At 63.4% G+C, this 17441-nt stretch carries 22 protein-coding genes; 16 read left to right on the top strand and 6 right to left on the bottom strand.

Going from position 1 to position 17441, the window contains the following annotated elements; all coding sequences use genetic code 11:
* The 6 genes from CCR96_RS08835 to bioB all read right to left on the bottom strand — a co-directional run.
* On the bottom strand, positions 1-608 hold a 608-nt coding region (locus tag CCR96_RS08835; protein ID WP_201219770.1), incomplete at its 3' end, for a GNAT family N-acetyltransferase.
* Positions 605-895, bottom strand: coding sequence for a type II toxin-antitoxin system TacA family antitoxin (locus CCR96_RS08840; RefSeq protein WP_201219771.1), 291 nt, complete (start codon positions 893-895; stop codon positions 605-607). The genes CCR96_RS08835 and CCR96_RS08840, both read right to left, overlap by 4 nt.
* 141 nt (positions 896-1036) lie before the next feature.
* Positions 1037-1954, bottom strand: coding sequence for a malonyl-ACP O-methyltransferase BioC (gene bioC, locus CCR96_RS08845; protein ID WP_201219844.1), 918 nt, complete (start codon positions 1952-1954; stop codon positions 1037-1039).
* 70 nt (positions 1955-2024) lie between these two features.
* A complete protein-coding gene (locus CCR96_RS08850) occupies positions 2025-2969 on the bottom strand; it encodes an alpha/beta fold hydrolase (protein ID WP_201219772.1) in 945 nt (314 codons plus the stop codon).
* 50 nt (positions 2970-3019) lie between these two features.
* Positions 3020-4291 carry an aminotransferase class I/II-fold pyridoxal phosphate-dependent enzyme gene (locus CCR96_RS08855; RefSeq protein ID WP_201219773.1) on the bottom strand — a complete coding sequence of 424 codons (1272 nt, stop codon included), beginning with the start codon at positions 4289-4291 and terminating at the stop codon, positions 3020-3022.
* Positions 4292-4331: 40 nt separating this feature from the next.
* A complete protein-coding gene (gene bioB / locus CCR96_RS08860) occupies positions 4332-5489 on the bottom strand; it encodes a biotin synthase BioB (RefSeq protein ID WP_201219774.1) in 1158 nt (385 codons plus the stop codon).
* A 288-nt stretch (positions 5490-5777) separates the two neighbouring features.
* Here bioB and CCR96_RS08865 point away from each other — a divergent pair, with 288 nt between their 5' ends.
* From CCR96_RS08865 to CCR96_RS08940, 16 genes are all read left to right on the top strand, one after another.
* Complete coding sequence (locus CCR96_RS08865; protein WP_201219775.1) at positions 5778-6278, top strand: hypothetical protein; 501 nt, start codon at positions 5778-5780, stop codon at positions 6276-6278.
* Positions 6275-7111, top strand: a complete 837-nt coding sequence (locus tag CCR96_RS08870; RefSeq protein WP_242518768.1) for a ComF family protein — start codon at positions 6275-6277, stop codon at positions 7109-7111. Before CCR96_RS08865 ends, CCR96_RS08870 begins: the two co-directional genes overlap by 4 nt.
* 186 nt (positions 7112-7297) lie before the next feature.
* Entirely contained in the window at positions 7298-7876 is a 579-nt protein-coding gene (locus tag CCR96_RS08875) for a TerD family protein (protein ID WP_201219776.1), read from the top strand.
* 142 nt (positions 7877-8018) lie between these two features.
* Positions 8019-8705: a TIGR00266 family protein gene (locus CCR96_RS08880; RefSeq protein ID WP_201219777.1), complete on the top strand. Its 687-nt coding sequence runs from the start codon at positions 8019-8021 to the stop codon at positions 8703-8705.
* Positions 8706-8796: 91 nt separating this feature from the next.
* Positions 8797-9396, top strand: coding sequence for a TerD family protein (locus tag CCR96_RS08885; RefSeq protein WP_201219778.1), 600 nt, complete (start codon positions 8797-8799; stop codon positions 9394-9396).
* On the top strand, positions 9393-10565 hold the full coding sequence (locus CCR96_RS08890) for a phosphoribosyltransferase domain-containing protein (protein WP_201219779.1): 1173 nt from the start codon (positions 9393-9395) through the stop codon (positions 10563-10565). Before CCR96_RS08885 ends, CCR96_RS08890 begins: the two co-directional genes overlap by 4 nt.
* A 170-nt stretch (positions 10566-10735) precedes the next feature.
* Positions 10736-11314, top strand: a complete 579-nt coding sequence (locus tag CCR96_RS08895) for a TerD family protein (protein ID WP_201219780.1) — start codon at positions 10736-10738, stop codon at positions 11312-11314.
* Between the two features lie 6 nt (positions 11315-11320).
* Positions 11321-12649, top strand: coding sequence for a TerD family protein (locus tag CCR96_RS08900; RefSeq protein WP_201219781.1), 1329 nt, complete (start codon positions 11321-11323; stop codon positions 12647-12649).
* 117 nt (positions 12650-12766) lie between these two features.
* The gene (locus CCR96_RS08905) at positions 12767-13222 is read left to right on the top strand and encodes a tellurite resistance TerB family protein (protein ID WP_201219782.1); all 456 of its coding nucleotides are present in this window, start codon (positions 12767-12769) and stop codon (positions 13220-13222) included.
* Between the two features lie 37 nt (positions 13223-13259).
* Positions 13260-13517, top strand: a complete 258-nt coding sequence (locus tag CCR96_RS08910) for a DUF4160 domain-containing protein (protein WP_201219783.1) — start codon at positions 13260-13262, stop codon at positions 13515-13517.
* Positions 13518-13521: 4 nt separating this feature from the next.
* Positions 13522-13809 (top strand): DUF2442 domain-containing protein, encoded by a 288-nt coding sequence (locus CCR96_RS08915; protein ID WP_201219784.1) that lies wholly within the window; start codon positions 13522-13524, stop codon positions 13807-13809.
* 14 nt (positions 13810-13823) lie between these two features.
* Positions 13824-14582, top strand: a complete 759-nt coding sequence (locus CCR96_RS08920; RefSeq protein WP_201219785.1) for an HAD family hydrolase — start codon at positions 13824-13826, stop codon at positions 14580-14582.
* A 60-nt stretch (positions 14583-14642) separates the two neighbouring features.
* Positions 14643-16022: a cysteine protease StiP family protein gene (locus CCR96_RS08925; protein ID WP_201219786.1), complete on the top strand. Its 1380-nt coding sequence runs from the start codon at positions 14643-14645 to the stop codon at positions 16020-16022.
* Complete coding sequence (locus CCR96_RS08930) at positions 16007-16243, top strand: DUF4160 domain-containing protein (protein ID WP_201219787.1); 237 nt, start codon at positions 16007-16009, stop codon at positions 16241-16243. Before CCR96_RS08925 ends, CCR96_RS08930 begins: the two co-directional genes overlap by 16 nt.
* A complete protein-coding gene (locus CCR96_RS08935; RefSeq protein ID WP_201219788.1) occupies positions 16224-16496 on the top strand; it encodes a DUF2442 domain-containing protein in 273 nt (90 codons plus the stop codon). Before CCR96_RS08930 ends, CCR96_RS08935 begins: the two co-directional genes overlap by 20 nt.
* Positions 16497-16524: 28 nt before the next feature.
* The gene (locus CCR96_RS08940) at positions 16525-17415 is read left to right on the top strand and encodes an HpcH/HpaI aldolase/citrate lyase family protein (RefSeq protein ID WP_201219789.1); all 891 of its coding nucleotides are present in this window, start codon (positions 16525-16527) and stop codon (positions 17413-17415) included.
* Positions 17416-17441: the final 26 nt, after the last annotated feature.

Below are 17441 nucleotides of genomic sequence, written 5' to 3' on the forward strand. Positions count from 1 at the left end.
CGTCTCGGCAACCATTGATAAGCTTGCCCGCAAGGTCCGCCGTGTCTTCGACTACCTGGGTATGACAGCGAACTCCAACCCCCGTGCTGCCCAAACAGCTCCCGTTGGCTAGAACGGATTTGCCGTGGGTCTTTGACCAGCAGGTACAGATGAAGCGGATCGGTCGGTGAGGGGGCGAAACCAAAGTGGGCGTAAAAGCCACGGGCGTCGTCGTCCTTGGCGTGGACCGCGAAGGCGCGGATACCACCAATCTCAGCGGCCTGAAGTGTGCGGCGCATGGCGTCTTTGAGCAAGCCCATGCCGATGCCACGACGCTGCCAGGTGACGGCGACGACGAGCCGAGCGAGCAGCATGATGAGGACAGGATGGCGGACGAGCCCCTTGGTCAGTCGCTCTGGGGCATCCTCATAGGCCACCTCCCCCACCACCAGCGTGTAGAAGCCGATCACCTCATCATCATGCAGACCGATGTAAGTCTGCGAGGCGTTGGCCTGCTGATTGGTCAAGGCATGGCGCAGCAGGAAACGATCGAGTGACTCAGTTCCGCTCGAGAACCCGTCGAGCGGATGGTCGCGCCGCAGCTTCTCGATCCGAAAGCCGGCCGTCATGCCGCGTCAGGCGGGTCGAAGGGCGTCGGCTCATGCAATAGGCGCTCAAGGCGTGGGAGTCCGCGGGGCGGCCTCTCAAGCGCAGCCATAAAGGCGCTCCAGTGCTCGGCATCGAGCCCAAAATGCTGGCGATCAGCCAAAGTCTCGTCGGCACGCTCCAGTGCGCCGCTCAACACGAACTGGCTCACTGACTGGTGCCGTTCGCGGGCCGCGGCACTGAGCCGCGCCTTGGCCTCCGGTGTGAGCCGCAGATCGAGCTTGGAGCTTCGGGCTTGAGTGTTCAGCATAGGCGTCTCCAGTGATCAAGCCCCCATCATAGCCGCCAGACATTGTCTTGACAACGCAGACTCCACTCCGCTTCAACCCCCGGTCAGTGAAGAGCGCGGACCAACTCATCGCGCCACTCATCGCGCCACTCATCTCGCCACTCATCGCGCCACTCGCCGCGGGATTGCCGACAGCGGGATTGCGATGCCATCGGCGGTCTGTTGCTGCGTGGGGACTTTGGCACCCTCTGGCATCCAAGCCTGGCCGTACACAACCTCCCAGGTCGAGGGCAGCCGGCCGTCACGCCGCTCCTGCTCGTAGGCCTGCTCGAGCGCACTGAGCCGTTGCCGCCCGGTCATCGCGCGGGGGCGATCCCGCAAGGCATTGCGGCCGCCGATCGCCTTCAGATCCCGCATCAGACCCTGGACGGTCTCGTAGGTCATGGTGATACGCTCGGCGTCCATCACCGGGTCCGCAAATCCGGCCCGCATCAGCGCATCGCCGATGTCGTGCATATCCAGAAACGGGCTGACATGGGCATGGGCGCCCGCGTCCGCCAGCGCCCAGGCGCGACGCAGCTCGATCAGGGTATCTGGGCCGAAGGTGGTGAACATCAGCAGGCCTTCGGGGCGCAGCACGCGGCGCAGCTCGGCGAAGGCGCGTGGCAGATCGCCGGCCCACTGCAGGCTAGCGTTGGAGATCACCAGGTCGACCGCGTCATCGGCCAGTGGCAGGGCTTCCAGGTCGGCACAGAGCGGCCGTGGCCGGTTCATCCAGGTGCCCCGACGGCGTGCGCGTTGCAACATCGCTTCGGCCAGATCAAGGGCGATGATCTTGGCCCTGCGCCAGCGCTTGGCGAGCGCGTCGATGCCCTGCCCGGTGCCGCAGCCGAGATCGAGGATGGTCCGCGGCTTGAGACGCACATAGTCGAGCCGCTCGAGCATGCGAGTGCCGATCTCGCGCTGCAGCACCGCGGCCTCATCATAGCTGACCGCGGCGCGCTCGAAGGCGCGGCGCGCGGCGCGTTTGTCGATTGGGCTGATGCACTGGCCGGTGTTTGGGCCTGTGGTTGAGCCCATGATTGGGCCCGTGCTTGGGTCCATGGTTGCACTGATAATCGGACTCATAGGATCAGACTCATGACGATGCTCAGACTGATGCCGAGGTGCCGTAGAGGAAGTCAGCGATGGCCGCGGCAACGGCATCGCCATGCGACAGCAGTGGCGCATGGGCCGCTCCTGGAATCGTCTGACAGCGGGCAGTCGGCATCAGCAGCGCGACGCGCTCGGCAACCGTGGCTGGCACCAGGGTATCGCGCTCGCCGAACAGCCAGAGCGCGGGTTGTGGGATATCGGCGAGACGCGCGCGCAGGTCTTCTTCGCGCAGCAGATCGAGGCCGACTTGCAGGGCGTCGGGCTGTGGCTGCGGACGCTCAGCGATGCCAGTACGCAGACGTCTGAGGGTCTCGCGGGCCTCTTCGCTACCGCGCACTTGCAGCGCGAGGAAGCGCTCGAGGGTGGCGTTTGGATCATCGAGCAACGCGGCGTGGAAGCCCTCGAAGACCTCATCCGGCATCGCCGCTCGCCAGTCGGCGGCCTGGACGAAGCGCGGATTGGCGGTGACCAGGATCAAGGCGCTGATGCGACTTGATCGCTGGTTGCTGCGGCTTGTTGGCTGACTGCGGCTTAGGTGGCTGGATCTCAATGCCGAACTGGGGCTTCCTACTTTGTCGCTGTTTGAAGGCCAGCCGTCTCTTGTTGCGAAGCTGTAGCTGGGCTTGTCTTCCGCGGGTACCTGCTGTCCTGGTCCAAGCGGGCGGCCGGGAACGCGCGTCTGCAACGCGGCTTGCAGGGCGACGAGGGCACCAAGCGACCAGCCGAGCCAGAGCGCCTGCTCGGGGGCTTGGGCGAGCACGGCGTCGGCCCAGTCTGGGAGGTCGCGCCAGTCTGTTTCAAAGGGCGCGTGGCCGTGTCCGGGCAGTTCAATGGGGTGTAGATGGAAGCGATCGGTGAAGGTCGCCGGCAGCGCATCCCAGACAGCATTGTTCATGCCCCAGCCGTGGAGGAGGACGAGATTCGGTCGGTCGTTGTGCATCGTTGATCGGTGATTGGTGCGGATAACGGGCATGAATGCGGTTCGCTGGCCTACTGCTCCTTGTCCCGCTCCTGCGCTGGAAGCCTGGCCAGGGTCTCGAGGAGCCGATCGACATCGGTCGCTTGGTGCGCTGCTGAGAAGGTGATTCTTAAGCGCGCCGAGCCCCGCGGGACCGTGGGTGGGCGGATCGCGGTGACCAGGATGCCGTTGCCTTCCAGGTATTGGCTCCAGCGCAGGGCGGTCGCGACATCGCCGGCGATCAGCGGTTGGATCGGTGTCGGCGAGTCGGCCAGGGCCAGTCCGAGGCTGGCGGCGCCGGCGCGAAAGCGGCTGATCAACTGCTGCAACTGGTCGCGGCGCTCCGGTTCTTGCCGCGCGATCTGGAGCGCTTTGAGGGTGGCGGTGGCGATGGCCGGAGGTAATGCAGTGGTATAGATGTAGCTGCGCGCGCGTTGAATCAGGAACTCGATCAGCTCAGCGCTGCCAGCGACGAAGGCGCCACAGGTGCCGATCGCCTTGCCGAGGGTGCCGACCAGGATTGGCACTGCAGCCTCGGCCTCGGGACCGTCGAGACCAAGGTGCGCGAGCGTACCCCGACCGCCAGCGCCGAGCACGCCGATGCCATGGGCATCATCGACCATCAGCAGGGCATCGCCGTGGCGGGCAAGGCTGGCCAGGGCGGGGATCGGCGCAAGGTCGCCATCCATGCTGAAGACGCCATCGGTCAGGATCAAGCGGCGCTGCTTGCGATCGCCGCCACCACTGCGATCATTGCCGCTGCAGTCATTGTAGCTGCCGCCAACGCTGTCTTCACGGCAGCCGTCAGCCTGTCGATGGCCATGGCCAAGCATGCCCTGAAGCCGGTCAACATCGACATGGGGGTAGCGGCGCAGCCGGGCTTGGCTCAACTGGGCACCATCGAGCAGCGAGGCATGGTTGAGCCGGTCGGCGAAGATCTGATCGCCACGCCCGCAGAGGGCTTGGATGACGCCGAGATTGGCCATGTAGCCAGTCGAGAACAGCAGCGCGCGCGCGCGGCCCACGAAGGCGGCAAGCGCCGCTTCAAGTGCCTCGTGTGCCTCATGGTGGCCGGTGATCAGATGCGAGGCACCGCTGCCGACGCCGTCGCGCGCGGCCCCTTCGCGCAAGGCCTCGACCACCGCCGGATGGGCAGCGAGCCCGAGGTAATCGTTGCTGCAGAAGGCGAGCATCTCACGGCCATCGATGCGCGGCCGCACCGCTTGCGGGCCGGCGAGCCGCCGCCGCTGGCGGTAGAGGCCAGCGGCGCGCAGGCGGTCGAGTTCAGGCGCAAGCTCGATCATCTTGGCCACGCCTGGGCCGAGCCTGAGCGACCCAGCACGTTCAGAGGCTCGCGGCCTGCCCCGTTGGCGCGGCGGGCCGATCCTGTGGCGATCGCCGATGCCCTGGTGCCGCTGCCTGCGACACTTGCGCGGGATGCGGGTGCTGGTCAGGGGTTGGCCGATCGATCGACTGATGGCAACCACCGGGTTGATCGCGCCCTTCCAGCTCGGCCTCCTCGGGTTGCAGGCCAAGACGGGCGAAGAGCCGCTGGTCACGCGCGGCCTTGGCATTGTCGGTGGTGAGCAGCCGATCGCCATGGAACACCGAATTGGCGCCAGCCGCAAAGCAGAGGGCCTGCAGCTCGTCGGACATGCTGGCACGGCCGGCCGAGAGTCGCACATAAGAGGCTGGCATCATGATCCGGGCGGTGGCAATGGTGCGCACCAGCTCGAACGGATCGAGCGCTTCGGTGCCGAACAAGGGCGTGCCCTCCACCTGCACCAGCAGGTTGATCGGCACCGATTCGGGATGCGCCGGCAGATTGGTCAGCTGACAGAGCATCGAGGCGCGGTCGCGACGCGATTCGCCCATGCCGAGGATGCCGCCACTACAGGTCTTCAGCCCGGCCTCGCGCACGTAGTCCAGCGTCTGGAGCCGGTCTTGGTAGGTTCGGGTGCTGATAACCTGGCCGTAGAACTCGGGCGAGGTATCGAGGTTATGGTTGTAGTAGTCGAGCCCGGCCTCGCGCAGGCGCTGCGCCTGCTGCTGTTCCAACATGCCGAGGGTGACGCAGGTCTCCAGGCCCAGCGCCTTGACCCCGCGGATCATGGCGATGACCTGCTCTAGATTCTTATCAGTCGGATTCCGCCAGGCCGCCCCCATGCAGAAGCGGGTGGCGCCCTCCTCGCGCGCCGCCCGTGCCGCGTCGAGCACCTCGGACACCGGCAGCAGGCGCTCGCGCTCCAGGCCGGTGTCGTGCTTGGCGCTCTGAGAGCAATAGCCGCAGTCCTCCGGACAGGCGCCGGTCTTGATGCTGAGCAGGGTGCTGACCTGGATGCGGTTCGGATCGAAATGACGACGATGGGCGGTTTGCGCGGCGAACAGCAGGTCGTTGAGCGGCTGGTCCAGGAGCACAGCGGCCTCATCGATTGACCAATCATGACGCAGTGGCGCACCGCCCTGAGAAGCCAGATCAGCGTGCTTTGGGGAAGGTGACATAACAGAGTCCGACAGCGGTTTGCGGAAGTCGCGGCGCAGAAAGCGATCGCAATCGAGGCTGATAGACTAACCATCGGCTCAGCGCTGTCAACCAAATCTCGGCGTTTTGGTTGACTAGTCTATACCACGCGGGCTATGCCGGGCTGGCTGAGCGCCGGCCTAGGCAAAGGCTGCGCCAGACATGAGCGCCAATCGATGTGCATGAGAGCAGACCTCATGTGAGAGCCCGCAAAGCCGGCAATTCAGACGATTGCTATACTCGACCACTGTAGGCAAAGAGGAATCGCCATGACGCTGACCCAAGACGATATCGACTTCATCAAAGACAACATGGCCGACTGGCTGATCGAGCAGAGTCTCGGCAAGCCGACGGCGGTCTACGAGATCGAGCTGCGCGAGCGCATGGTGAGGGTCGAGGAAGAGCTCAAGCATCAGCGCGAGCTGATGCGCGAGGGCTTTTCGAAGATGGAAAAGCGCTTCGAACAGGTTGATAAACGCTTTGAACAGATCGACAAACGCTTCGAAGCGATGCAGGCCAACATGGACAAGCGTTTCGAACAAGTCGAAAAACGCTTCGAGCAAGTCGACAAACGCTTCGAAGCGATGCAAAACAACATGGACAAGCGTTTCGAGCAGTCCGACAAGCGCTTCGAAGCGATGCAAGCCAACATGGATCTACGCTTCGAGGCGATGACCCGCCGCATCGACCGGTTCATGATCTGGTCATTCGGAACCATTATCGGTGTCGCCGGTATCAGCGTCGGTCTGATCAAGTTCTGGAACCCTTGAGGCTGGCATCCAATCGGTGCGTTGGTCAGGCTCGCCAAACGACTGCTTGGCAGCGTTTTGCAGAACAGGCCCTGACGCTGCTCTATCCACCCACTTGCGTGCTCTGCGGCGCTCCCGGCGCGGCTGGGCGTGACCTCTGTGCCGGCTGCCATGCCGACCTACCGCTGCTCGGACCGCATTGCGCACGCTGTGCGCAGCCATTCTCGGGGCGGGAGCATCAGTCCGGCGAGTCTGGCTCAGAGGCAGCAGGCATCTGCGTTCGCTGTCAGCACCAACCGCCACCCTATGAGCGTTGCGCGGCCGCGTTTCGTTATGAGGACCCGCTGCCAACACTGGTCGGCGGCATCAAGTTTCAATCGAAGCTCAACCTGATCCGGCTGCTGGGCGACCTGCTCGCCGATTCGCTCGCCGATTCGCTCACCGGTTCGCTCACCGATTCGCTCACCGCAGCACTCGCCGATGAGAGCCAGCATCCCGGCTGTGAGACACCAGACGCGATCCTCCCTGTGCCTCTGCATCCGCAGCGACTGCGGGTCCGTGGCTACAATCAGGCGTTAGAGTTGGCGCGCGTGGTCAGTCGCCGACTGGCCATCCCGATCAACCACTGCTGCTGCCGACGCCGGCGGGCAACCCACGCCCAGTCGGAGCTCAACGAGCGACTGCGTTTCAGTAACATCCTTGGTGCGTTCGAGGTCACCTCCGCGGTGCCGCGGCGGATCGCGATCCTTGATGACGTGGTCACCACCGGCGCCACAGTCTCTGAGCTGGCGCGGGTACTGAAACAGGCCGGCTGCGAGCGCATCGACATCTGGGCCTTGGCGCGCACCCCATAACCTGGCGCGAATCCGACTCCAATCCGAGCCCAATCCGCGTACAGTAGATTTTCGCCACAGGCGTCTTGACTGTAGACTAGCGATAGAGCAAAAAGCGAACCAAACGATCCACTGGGTTTCACTAGGCCTTCCCTAGGCCTCACCAAGATTTCACCTAGATCTCACCTAACTGAGAGGAAAAGCAGCATGGCCATCAGCTTGCAAAAAGGCGGCAATGTCAGTCTCACCAAGACCGATCCGGGTCTGACCAATGTGCTGGTCGGGCTTGGCTGGGACGCCCGTTCCACCGATGGCGCCGCCTTCGATCTGGATGCCAGCGTCTTCATCGTCGGCGACAGCGGCAAGGTGCTGTCTGACGGGCACTTCGTCTTCTACAACCAGAAGACCTCCCCCGATGGCGCCGTCGAGCACTCAGGTGACAACACCACTGGCGAGGGTGAAGGCGACGACGAGACGGTCTCGATCAACCTGCCCGGCGTCAGCGCCGATGCCAAACGCATCGTCTTTGCCGTCACCATCCATGAGGCCGAGAGCCGCAAGCAGAATTTCGGCATGGTGCGTAACGCCTTCATGCGCGTGCTCAACAAGGATTCCAACACCGAGTTGGCGCGCTACGATCTGTCCGAGGACTACTCGACCGAGACCGCGCTGATCTTCGGCGAGATCTATCGCCACGGCGAGGAGTGGAAGTTCAAGGCCGTCGGCCAGGGCTTCGCCGGTGGGCTGCAAGCACTCGCCAAAGACCACGGCGTCAACCTCGGCTGATCCAATGTGACGGGCTGGGACGGGCTGCGCCAACCCTGGTCAGCGACGTTGAAGCAGGAGCCATGCCGTCCCCAGCCCAGATCGATCCCAAGGGGGCTCAAGCGCCCCTGGTGCTCAATCCCAACCGCTGGAGAACAGGCGCATGCCAGCCTTCACCATTACCGGTGACATCGACCCGTTCTTGCACGTCAGTCTCAGCAAGGGCGAGAAGATCTTTTGTGAATCCGACGCCATGGTGATGATGGAAGCGCCCCTGCAGGTCAAGGGCCAGATGCGCGGTGGCATCGGCAACGCCTTGATGCGGCGCTTGGCCACGGGCGAGTCCTTCTTTCAACAGGAGATCGAGGCGGTCACTGGCGACGGCGACTGCCTGCTCTCGCCGGCCCTACCCGGGTCGATCGAGTTGCTCGACGTCAGCCCAAGCACCTCCTACACCCTGTCGGACGGTAGCTTCGTCGCCGCCGAATCAGGCGTTCAGGTGCGCCCCAAGATGAACACCGTCGGTGGCGGCTTCTTCGGTGGTACCGGCGGCTTCGTCATCATGGAGGCGGTGGGCACGGGCAAGCTGGCCGTCTCCGGCTTTGGCTCGATCTTCACCCTTGATGTCAGCCCCGAGCGCGAGACGGTGATCGACAACAGCCATGCCGTCGCCTGGTCGTCGAACCTCTCGTTCGAGGTTGGCATGCCACAGACCGGGGGCGGTTTCTTCGGCAACATCGTCAATTCCGTGACCTCCGGCGAAGGGCTGGTGATCCGCTTCCGAGGCCAAGGCAAGGTGGTGATCTGCTCGCGCAACCGCAGCCTCTTCCAGGCAAAGGGCGGCAACTGAAGCCGTGACGCCTCGCTGGCTGGCGGCCTAGCCAAGGTCACTCCCGTCAACACAACGATCGCATCATTCACCCGACACGAGGACAAACAAGATGGGCATCAACCTGCAAAAGGGTCAGAAAATCTCGCTAGAGAAGGAGGCCGGCGGCGGCTTGAGCCGGATCATCATGGGCCTCGGCTGGGACGCCGCAAACAGCAAGAAATCGGGCATGCTCGGCGGCCTATTCGGCGGCGGTGGCGGCGGCGGTAGTATCGATCTGGATGCCTCCTGCCTGCTATTCGACGAGCAGGGCAATCAGCTCGATGCGATCTGGTTCCGCCAACTGCGCAGCAAGGACGGTAGCATCGAGCATACTGGTGACAATCGCACCGGCGAGGGCGACGGTGACGACGAGCAGATCAAGGTCGATCTCTCCGCAGTGCCGGGCAATGTCAAGAGCCTGGTCTTCACCGTCAACAACTACACCGGCCAGGATTTCTCGCAGGTCGAGAACGCCTTTTGCCGCATCGTCAATGGCGCCAACAACAGCGAGATCGCCCGCTACGACCTCTCCTGCCAGGGCGGCCACTCGGCGATGATCATGGCCAAGGTCTACCGCCACAATGGCGAGTGGAAGATGCATGCGATCGGTGAGGTCGGCCGCGGACGGACCTTCGAGGAACTGCTGCCGCAGATCAAGCCACATCTGTGAGCCGAGACCAAACCCTGCACGTCGAGCTTGCCACTGGCAGGCTCGAGGTCCAGGTCACGCGCGCGGCGTTCCCGCTCGATCAACTCTGCGGGTTTGCCGCGCGCGCCAATCCCAAGCGCGGCTTCCTGTTCGTCAGCAAGGTGCTCGGTAAGCATTGGCCAGCACGGCCAGCGGCGATGGAGCAGATCCATCAGCATCTTGCCCAAGCCCTCGCCCAACACCTCGGGTCAAGCCCGGGTCCCTGGCTGTTCGTCGCCATGGCGGAGACCGCCACGGGGCTGGGCCAGGGGATCTTCGAGGCCCTGCTCGCCCAGCAACCTGACGCCAACGCCCTGTTCCTGCACTCGACCCGTTATCGGGTGCCCGGCTGCCGCGCACTGGATTTCCAAGAGGCCCATTGCCACGCCCCGGATCAGATCCTCTATGAACCGCTCGACCCCGAACACCAGCGGCGCTTCGCCACGGCACGCGAGCTGATCCTGATCGATGACGAGATCAGCACCGGCTCCACGCTCTGCAATCTGGCGACCGCTTATCGGGCACACAATCCAGACCTAGCGCGCATCCACTTCGTCTCGATCACCAATTTCAGTGGGCAACAACGTGCCGCGGCCTTCAGCGAGCAGCTCGGGCTGCCGGTGAGCCTGATCAGCGCCCTGGATGCCGAGATCGATTTCAGTCCAGCCCCTCGGCTCGCCGCGCAGTCCGCCCCAAGCGCGGTCGGCGACACTCAGCGACGCCCGGATCAGCTCGCCGCCATGGGCGGGCGTTTCGGCATCAGCCAACCTTGGCCGCTCTGCGCGGCGGATATCGCCACGCTGGTGGACGATCTGTCGCTGGACGCCCCGCTGCTGGTGCTCGGCACCGGGGAGCTGATGCACCCGGCGTTCCGGGTTGGCCGGGCCTTGGAGCGCGAGGGGCGCAATGTGCGCGTGCAGTCGACGACCCGCTCGCCCATCCTCTGTGGCGCGGATATCAGCCAACGTCTGGTCTTTGAGGACAATTATGGCGAAGGCATCCCGAACTATCTGTACAATGTCGACCCCAATGCCTATGCCCGCATCATCCTCTGTCACGAGACCCCGAGCGACAGCTTAATGGATGTGCGTGCGCAGCTCGGCGCGCGCTGCGTGCCTTACCAGACCTCAGCCCCTGGGACCTGTGCCTAGTCAAGGCTGGCTATTCGCCTGTCCCCAGGGTGCCTCACCCAGCGCAGCGTATCGAGCATCACCTTGGCATGTCTTTAGCCTAACCAGCATCAACCTGCATCAACCTGCACCAACCTGCACCAACCTGCACCAACCAGCAACCCCACACTCAACCCCAAGCGGAGGCACCGATGGCAATCAGCTTGAATAAAGGCGGTAACGTCAATCTGAGCAAGGAAGCACCTAATCTGGAGAATGTGCTCGTCGGCCTGGGCTGGGACGCGCGGGCAACCGACGGCCAGGATTTCGACCTCGACGCCAGCCTGTTCATGGTCAAGGACGATGGCAAGGTGCCAGATGACAGCCATTTCATCTTCTATAACCAGAAGACCTCACCGGACGGATCGGTCGAGCACACCGGCGACAACCTCACCGGTGAGGGCGAAGGCGACGACGAAACCATCCATGTCACCCTCTCCAAGGTTCCAGCCACCATCCAACGCCTGGTCGTGGTCGTCACCATCCACGATGCCGAGGCCCGTCGCCAGAACTTCGGTCAGGTGAGCAACGCCTTCGTGCGTATCGTCAACCGCGACAACAACCAAGAGGTGGTGCGCTTCGATCTGTCCGAAGACTACTCGACCGAGACCGCGATGATCTTCGGCGAGATCTATCGCCACAGCGGCGACTGGAAGTTCAAGGCCGTGGGCCAAGGTTACGCCGGCGGCCTCAAGGCACTCGCCCAGCAGCATGGCGTTAACGTCGGCTAACCGCGGATGGACCTGACCCGCGGACAACGCGCCAAGATCACGGACCTGATCGCCAACGGCGAGCACTTCAGGCTCGGTGTCGCCATCCAGGCACCGGGCCTGAGCATCGACGTCGCCTGCTTCGGGCTGGATGCCGCCGGCAAGCTCGCCGATGAGCGCTACATGACCTTCTTCAACCAGCCAACCTCGCCCTGCGGCGGGGTACGGCTGAGCGCGCCGGCAGGTGCCGCCGCAAGTGGCCCGTCTGCCGCCCACGCTGGTGGTCCCTCTGGTCAGCCGGGCGATCAGACCTGCTTCGACATCGATCTTGGCAAGCTGCCGCCCAGCATCGAGCGGCTGACCATCACCGCGGCGATCGACGGGACGGGGGCGATGTCGAACATTGGTCAAGGCCATGTGCGCTTTCTCGACGGCGCGACCGAGCGCGGACGCTTCGCCTTCAGCGGAGCCGATTTCGCCGCCGAGCGGGCGTTGATGTTGCTCGAGGTCTATCGCAAGGGCGGCGTCTGGCGCACCTGTGCCATCGGCCAGGGCTTCAACGGTGGGCTCGCGGCCCTGGTCGAGCATTTTGGTGGCACGGTCGCCGAGCCAACGCCAGCGGCCGCACCGCCGCAGTCGCCAACCTTGCAGGGGACAACGACGCGGCCGCCAACCTCGCAGGCCTCCCCCCCGCCAGCGTCGCAATCGCCACCGTCTCAGCCCAAGACACCGCCGCTCAATCTCAGCAAGATCACGCTCGAGAAGAAGGGCAACCGCGTCTCGCTCGAAAAGCCAGGCCATGCCGAGCATGGCGAGATCCTGATCAATCTGAGCTGGCGCCCAGCCGCATCCGCCGCCGTCAAACGCGGCCTGTTCGGCGGCAAACGCGCAAGCCAAATCGATCTCGACCTCGGCTGCCTGATCGAGCTGCAAACCGGCGAAAAGGGCGCGATCCAGGCACTGGGCAATAACTTCGGTGATCTGCTCAACCCGCCCTATATCGCGCTGGATGCCGATGACCGGAGCGGCAACAGCAGCGAAGGCGAGAACCTGCGCATCAATGGCCAGCACTGGGATGCCATCCGGCGCGTGCTCATCTATGCCTTCATCTACGAGGGCGCGCCCAACTGGGCCGAGGCCGATGCCAGGATCAGCCTGAAGACGCCCGGCCAGCCCGAGATCGAGGTTCGGCTCGACTCACAGAGCAACCATCAGCCCATGTGCGCCATCGCCCTCCTCGAGAACGACGCCGGCGCGGTACGCATCACCAAGCTGGTGGATTATTATCGCGGCCATCGCGACGTCGACCAGGCCCATCACTGGGGCCTGCGCTGGACCTCAGGAAGCAAGGATTGAACAAGCGGGCCAAGCAGGCTGAACAGGCCGAGCAGGCCAGGCACGCCCAATACCGCTGTACGCATTCAACACCCCGGCATTCTTGCCTTACAACCCATCAACACCCGAGACATCAGCATGAGCTTTCAAAACTTCCTCGACAACCTCAAGAACAAGGCATCCGAGCTCAAGAACGAGGCCCTCAAGTTCAAGAACAAGGACTTCATGAACGCCGCCGTCAGTGGCTCGGTCCTGATCGCCATGGCCGATGGTCATATTTCATCGGACGAGAAGCAGAAGATGATGCGCTTCATCGAGAACTATGAGGCGCTGTCTGTCTTTTCGAGCAAGGAGCTGATCGACAGCTTCCAGAACATCGTCAGCCAGATCGAGTTCGACAAGGATCTTGGCGAGACCAAGGCCTATGAGGCGGTACGCAAGATGAAGAGCAATGATTCGGCGGCACGCCTGATCATGCGCCTGATCATCGCCATCGCCGGCGCCGACGGCGTCTTCGATGATGACGAGAAGCGGGTTGCGCGCAAACTGGCGATGGAACTCAACCTCAATCCGGCTGAATTCGAGCTGGCCTAGATCCGCACGCATCAGCGCTGAGTCACGTTCTTCCAGAATGCCTGTCATTAGTCGATTTCTCGGGATTATCATCGCCATGTACTGGGATGATCATTCGCCACCTCATTTCCATGCGAAATATGGTGAGTATGAGATCACCGTGGACATCGTGACGGGAATCATCCAGGGAAGGTTTCCAAAACGCGCACTCCATCATGTCCTCGAGTGGCATGATTTGCACCGCGACGAGCTTCTGGAAGACTGGCACCTTTGCCAAACACGTAATGCGCCTAAACCAATAGAGCCTCTGGAGTAATATCATGTTCCTCCACGTCCGCGAAGCCCGCCACCTTCGAGATTACACAGTTGAACTCTTTTTCAACGATGGCCGCCAAGGTGTCGCAGACCTTCGCCCAGCCTTATCCGGCCCGGCGTTTGAACCCCTTTTGGATGTTGAGGTATTCTCACAGTTGCGTGTCGATACCGAACTCGACACGATCGTTTGGCCAAATGGTGCAGACCTTGCTCCTGAATTTCTCTACTTTCAGGCGTTCAAGCATGAGCCCGATCTGCAAGAACGCTTCAGATCTTGGGGCTATATCGATTAACGAGCGCCCCCCGAATGCGCAAGCTCGTGTTCCTGGATCTGGACGACACCCTGTTCCAGAGCCATCGCAAATGCGCGCCAGACGAGGCGCTGCACCCCGTGGCCCGGCTACGGGATGGCAGCGCGCATTCGTTCATGACCGGCAAACAGCGGGCGTTCTGGGACTGGCTCGCGGCCGACGCCACCCTGGTGCCAACCACGGCGCGCGACCTGGATGCGCTGCGCCGGGTCGACCTGCCATTCCAGAGCTGGTCGATCCTGGTCTATGGCGGTGTTTTACTCGATCCGAGTGGCACGCCCGATCCCGAGTGGCTGGAGCGCATGCGTGGGGTGTCCAATGATGCACGCAGCGATCTCCTGGATCTGCTCGAGCAGGCGCAAGCCTCTATTCAAGCAAACGACCTCGCCGCCCGAGTCCGCCTGGTCGGCGAGTTCGAGTTGCCCTTCTACTTCGTCGCCAAGTATCGCGACGGTCGCGATGAAGACCTGGCCCAGCTCGACGCCGAGTTGATCCAGCCGTGGTTGAGCGCGCAGGGCGACGCTTATCGCGTGCATCGCAACGACAACAATCTCGCCGTGATCCCGCGCGGGATCGGCAAGGAGCACGCCGTGCGCTATCTGATCGACCGCCTCAACGATGATGGCGAAGCGCTGCTGACCATCGGCATTGGCGACAGTCTCATCGACGGCGCCTTCATCGCCGCCTGCGATTACTGCATCACCCCGCGCGATACCCAGCTCTTCGCCGCGACCTTCGGCCGCCCGCTGCTCTAGCGCTCGCCGGCTCAACCTGCTCGTCGCATCCTGCTCAATCTTCATCGCCGCGCACTTCCCATGGACCGAGATCCGCTGGAACACCACCGCCAGTCGCTGCAGTTGCAGCCGCAGCAGCAATCGCAGCCGCAGTCGCAGCAGCCGCCGCCACAGTCACAGCAGCCACAGTCACAGCAGCCACCGTCGCAGCAATCACAGCCGCAGCAGTCGCAACCGCAGCAGCAGTCCCAGCCGCAGCTGCGGTCGCTACCTAAACAGCAGCCTGCCCAAGGCGCTTGTTTTCACGGCAGCTACCGCCCCGAGGATGTGCGCTTCCTGCTCACGCCGATCCAGCTCGAGCCGACCCCCGTCGCCGAGAAGGAACGCCTGATCCAGAGCGGACAGCGTCATTACAGCGAGATGCTGAGCCGCGAGTCCCTGCCCTCGCCGCGCTACATGACCCTCTTCGAGCAGGCCTGGACGATGAATCGGGCGCGCATGGCGCAGGGACTGTTGGATCTCGCCGCCATCATCGCCAACCAGCGAGCCGATGCCATCACGCTGCTGTCGCTGGCGCGCGCTGGCACACCGGTCGGCGCGGTGCTCAAGCACACCCTGACTGACCTCTTCGCGCGTCCGACAACCCATTATTCGCTCTCGATCATTCGCGATCGCGGCATCGATCAGCAGGCGCTGCGCTATGTGCTCGAGCAGGCCGGCCATGATCCGGCCAGCATCGTCTTCATCGACGGCTGGACCGGAAAAGGCGTCATCGCGCGAGAATTGCGGCGCGCCATCGCCGACTTCAGCGAGCATCGCTGCAAGGACGAGGGCAAGGGCGATGGCGAGGACGAAGGCGATGCCAAGAACGAGGACCAGCACCAACGCCGGTTCCCGAGCCTGTGCCTAGACCCAAACCTCTATGCCCTCACCGATCTCGCCGGGGTCGGGATTGCGCCCTCGGATGCCGACTACCTGATCCCCTCGAGCATCATGAACGCGACCCTATCAGGACTCGTCAGCCGCTCCATCCTCAACGAGCAGATCGGCCCGCGGGACTTCCACGGCTGCGTCTACTACGCCGAGTTCGCGCCCCAGGATCGCTCGGTCTGGTTCGTCGAGGCCTTGCGCGAGGCCATTCGCGAGCAGCTCGCGGCTGGCTACCGGCCCAACCCCGTCCCCATCGATCCAAGCTCGGCACGGACACGCTCGCGGCACCTCATCGCCGAGCTGAAGAACCGCTTCGCCATCAGCGACGAGAACCTGATCAAGCCAGGCATCGGCGAGGCCACCCGCGTGTTGCTCCGGCGCGTGCCTGAGCTGCTGATCCTGCGCGACGCCGCGATCCCCGAGGTGGCGCACCTGCGCCAGCTCGCCAACGAAAAGGCCGTCCGCTGCGAGATCGATCCCAGCCTGCCCTATCAAGCCGTTGCGTTGATCAAGGCATGCCAACCGTCCTAAGAATCAAAGGCTTGAGATTCCATTTCTACTCTGACGAAGGGACAGAGCCGGCTCATATCCATATTCGCGGCGCTGAAGGTGAGTGTAAATTCTGGCTGTCGCCTAGCTCACTTGCACGAAACCGGGGCATTCCAGCGCATCAGCTCAGAGAGATCGAGAGAATCATTTATAATCACCAAGCATTTCTGCTGGAGCAATTCCATGAATACCACGGCGATTGACCATGAGCCATGCGCCCTGCGTGCTTGGGCCGAGGCGAGAATGATTTACCTTGAGCTGAAGGACGGGCGCATCGTTGGTTTCCCGGCGGATCGTTTTAAGCTGCTCAGCGCAGCGACTCAGGAGCAGCTAAAGCAAGTGACCATTGAGGTCAACGGTTATGCGCTTCGTTGGGACGCATTGGATGAAGACCTGACCGTTGCGGGTGTCGTGGCCGGAAGATTCCAGCTCCCTCTTCCGGAACAAGCGGCCTAGCCTTTTCAGTCTTCCAGAGCGGTCACCAATGCTTGACGCCTATCGTCTGGGCGGCTCCTTGTATGTCCCCGTGACGCATAAGGACTGCCTACAGATCGCCAACGGCCGCAAATGGCCTAAGCTGCGCTCAGTCATCTTCTGCACCGAGGACGCAGTGGCCGCCGAGGCCCTGGGCTCGGCGCTTGACAACCTGCGCCACTGCCTCGACCGGATGCGCCCGAGCACTGAGACCTTGCGCTTCGTGCGCGTGCGCAACCCCGAGATCCTGACCTGGCTGCTTGATCTTCCCGGCATCGACAAGCTCGACGGCTTCGTCCTGCCCAAGCTCGACATGAGCAACATCGACGTCTACATGGACCAGATCGATGGCTATCGGCTCGGTGGCGGTCGGGCCCGCTTCCACTGCATGCCAACGCTCGAGACCCGCGACGTCTTCGATCCCGCGCGCATGGCCGAGCTGCGCGACTACATGCTCGAGCGCGGCTATCGAGACCAGATCCTCGCGCTACGCATCGGCGGCAACGATCTGCTGGCGCTCCTCGGCATCCGGCGCCCGCGTGATCGCACCCTCTATCGCACCCCGCTCGGGCTGACCATCGCCAACCTGGTCACCGTCTTCAAGCCGCATGGCTTCGAACTCACCGCGCCGGTGTTCGAGCACATCGACTGCCCCGAGATCCTCGCGGAAGAGCTCGGCGAAGACCTCGCCCACGGCCTCTGCGGCAAGACCGCGATCCATCCCGATCAGCTGCCGCTGATCGACAGCCGCTTCCGCGTCTCCCCGAGCGACCTCAAGGCCGCGCAACGCATCCTAAATGACGACCGCGCCGTGTTCAAATTCGGGGGTTCGATGTGCGAGCTGGCCACCCACAGCGCCTGGGCCGAGCACATCGTCGGACGCGCGGCCATGGGTCGCTGATCGGAAAGCCAGCGCGACCAAGCGCG

Source organism: Halochromatium roseum (genome assembly GCF_016653315.1).
Lineage (GTDB): Bacteria > Pseudomonadota > Gammaproteobacteria > Chromatiales > Chromatiaceae > Lamprobacter > Lamprobacter roseus.

Coding starts and splice junctions, on each gene's coding strand:
- CCR96_RS08920 (WP_201219785.1), top strand. CDS start 13,824: ATGCGCAAGCTCGTGTTCCTGGATCTGGACGACACCCTGTTCCAGAGC.
- CCR96_RS08855 (WP_201219773.1), bottom strand. CDS start 4,291: ATGATCGAGCTTGCGCCTGAACTCGACCGCCTGCGCGCCGCTGGCCTC.
- CCR96_RS08880 (WP_201219777.1), top strand. CDS start 8,019: ATGCCAGCCTTCACCATTACCGGTGACATCGACCCGTTCTTGCACGTC.
- CCR96_RS08885 (WP_201219778.1), top strand. CDS start 8,797: ATGGGCATCAACCTGCAAAAGGGTCAGAAAATCTCGCTAGAGAAGGAG.
- bioC (WP_201219844.1), bottom strand. CDS start 1,954: ATGGGCTCAACCACAGGCCCAAACACCGGCCAGTGCATCAGCCCAATC.
- CCR96_RS08840 (WP_201219771.1), bottom strand. CDS start 895: ATGCTGAACACTCAAGCCCGAAGCTCCAAGCTCGATCTGCGGCTCACA.
- bioB (WP_201219774.1), bottom strand. CDS start 5,489: ATGTCACCTTCCCCAAAGCACGCTGATCTGGCTTCTCAGGGCGGTGCG.
- CCR96_RS08850 (WP_201219772.1), bottom strand. CDS start 2,969: ATGCACAACGACCGACCGAATCTCGTCCTCCTCCACGGCTGGGGCATG.
- CCR96_RS08915 (WP_201219784.1), top strand. CDS start 13,522: ATGTTCCTCCACGTCCGCGAAGCCCGCCACCTTCGAGATTACACAGTT.
- CCR96_RS08895 (WP_201219780.1), top strand. CDS start 10,736: ATGGCAATCAGCTTGAATAAAGGCGGTAACGTCAATCTGAGCAAGGAA.
- CCR96_RS08925 (WP_201219786.1), top strand. CDS start 14,643: ATGGACCGAGATCCGCTGGAACACCACCGCCAGTCGCTGCAGTTGCAG.
- CCR96_RS08910 (WP_201219783.1), top strand. CDS start 13,260: ATGCCTGTCATTAGTCGATTTCTCGGGATTATCATCGCCATGTACTGG.
- CCR96_RS08940 (WP_201219789.1), top strand. CDS start 16,525: ATGCTTGACGCCTATCGTCTGGGCGGCTCCTTGTATGTCCCCGTGACG.
- CCR96_RS08905 (WP_201219782.1), top strand. CDS start 12,767: ATGAGCTTTCAAAACTTCCTCGACAACCTCAAGAACAAGGCATCCGAG.
- CCR96_RS08935 (WP_201219788.1), top strand. CDS start 16,224: ATGAATACCACGGCGATTGACCATGAGCCATGCGCCCTGCGTGCTTGG.
- CCR96_RS08875 (WP_201219776.1), top strand. CDS start 7,298: ATGGCCATCAGCTTGCAAAAAGGCGGCAATGTCAGTCTCACCAAGACC.
- CCR96_RS08930 (WP_201219787.1), top strand. CDS start 16,007: ATGCCAACCGTCCTAAGAATCAAAGGCTTGAGATTCCATTTCTACTCT.
- CCR96_RS08900 (WP_201219781.1), top strand. CDS start 11,321: ATGGACCTGACCCGCGGACAACGCGCCAAGATCACGGACCTGATCGCC.
- CCR96_RS08865 (WP_201219775.1), top strand. CDS start 5,778: ATGACGCTGACCCAAGACGATATCGACTTCATCAAAGACAACATGGCC.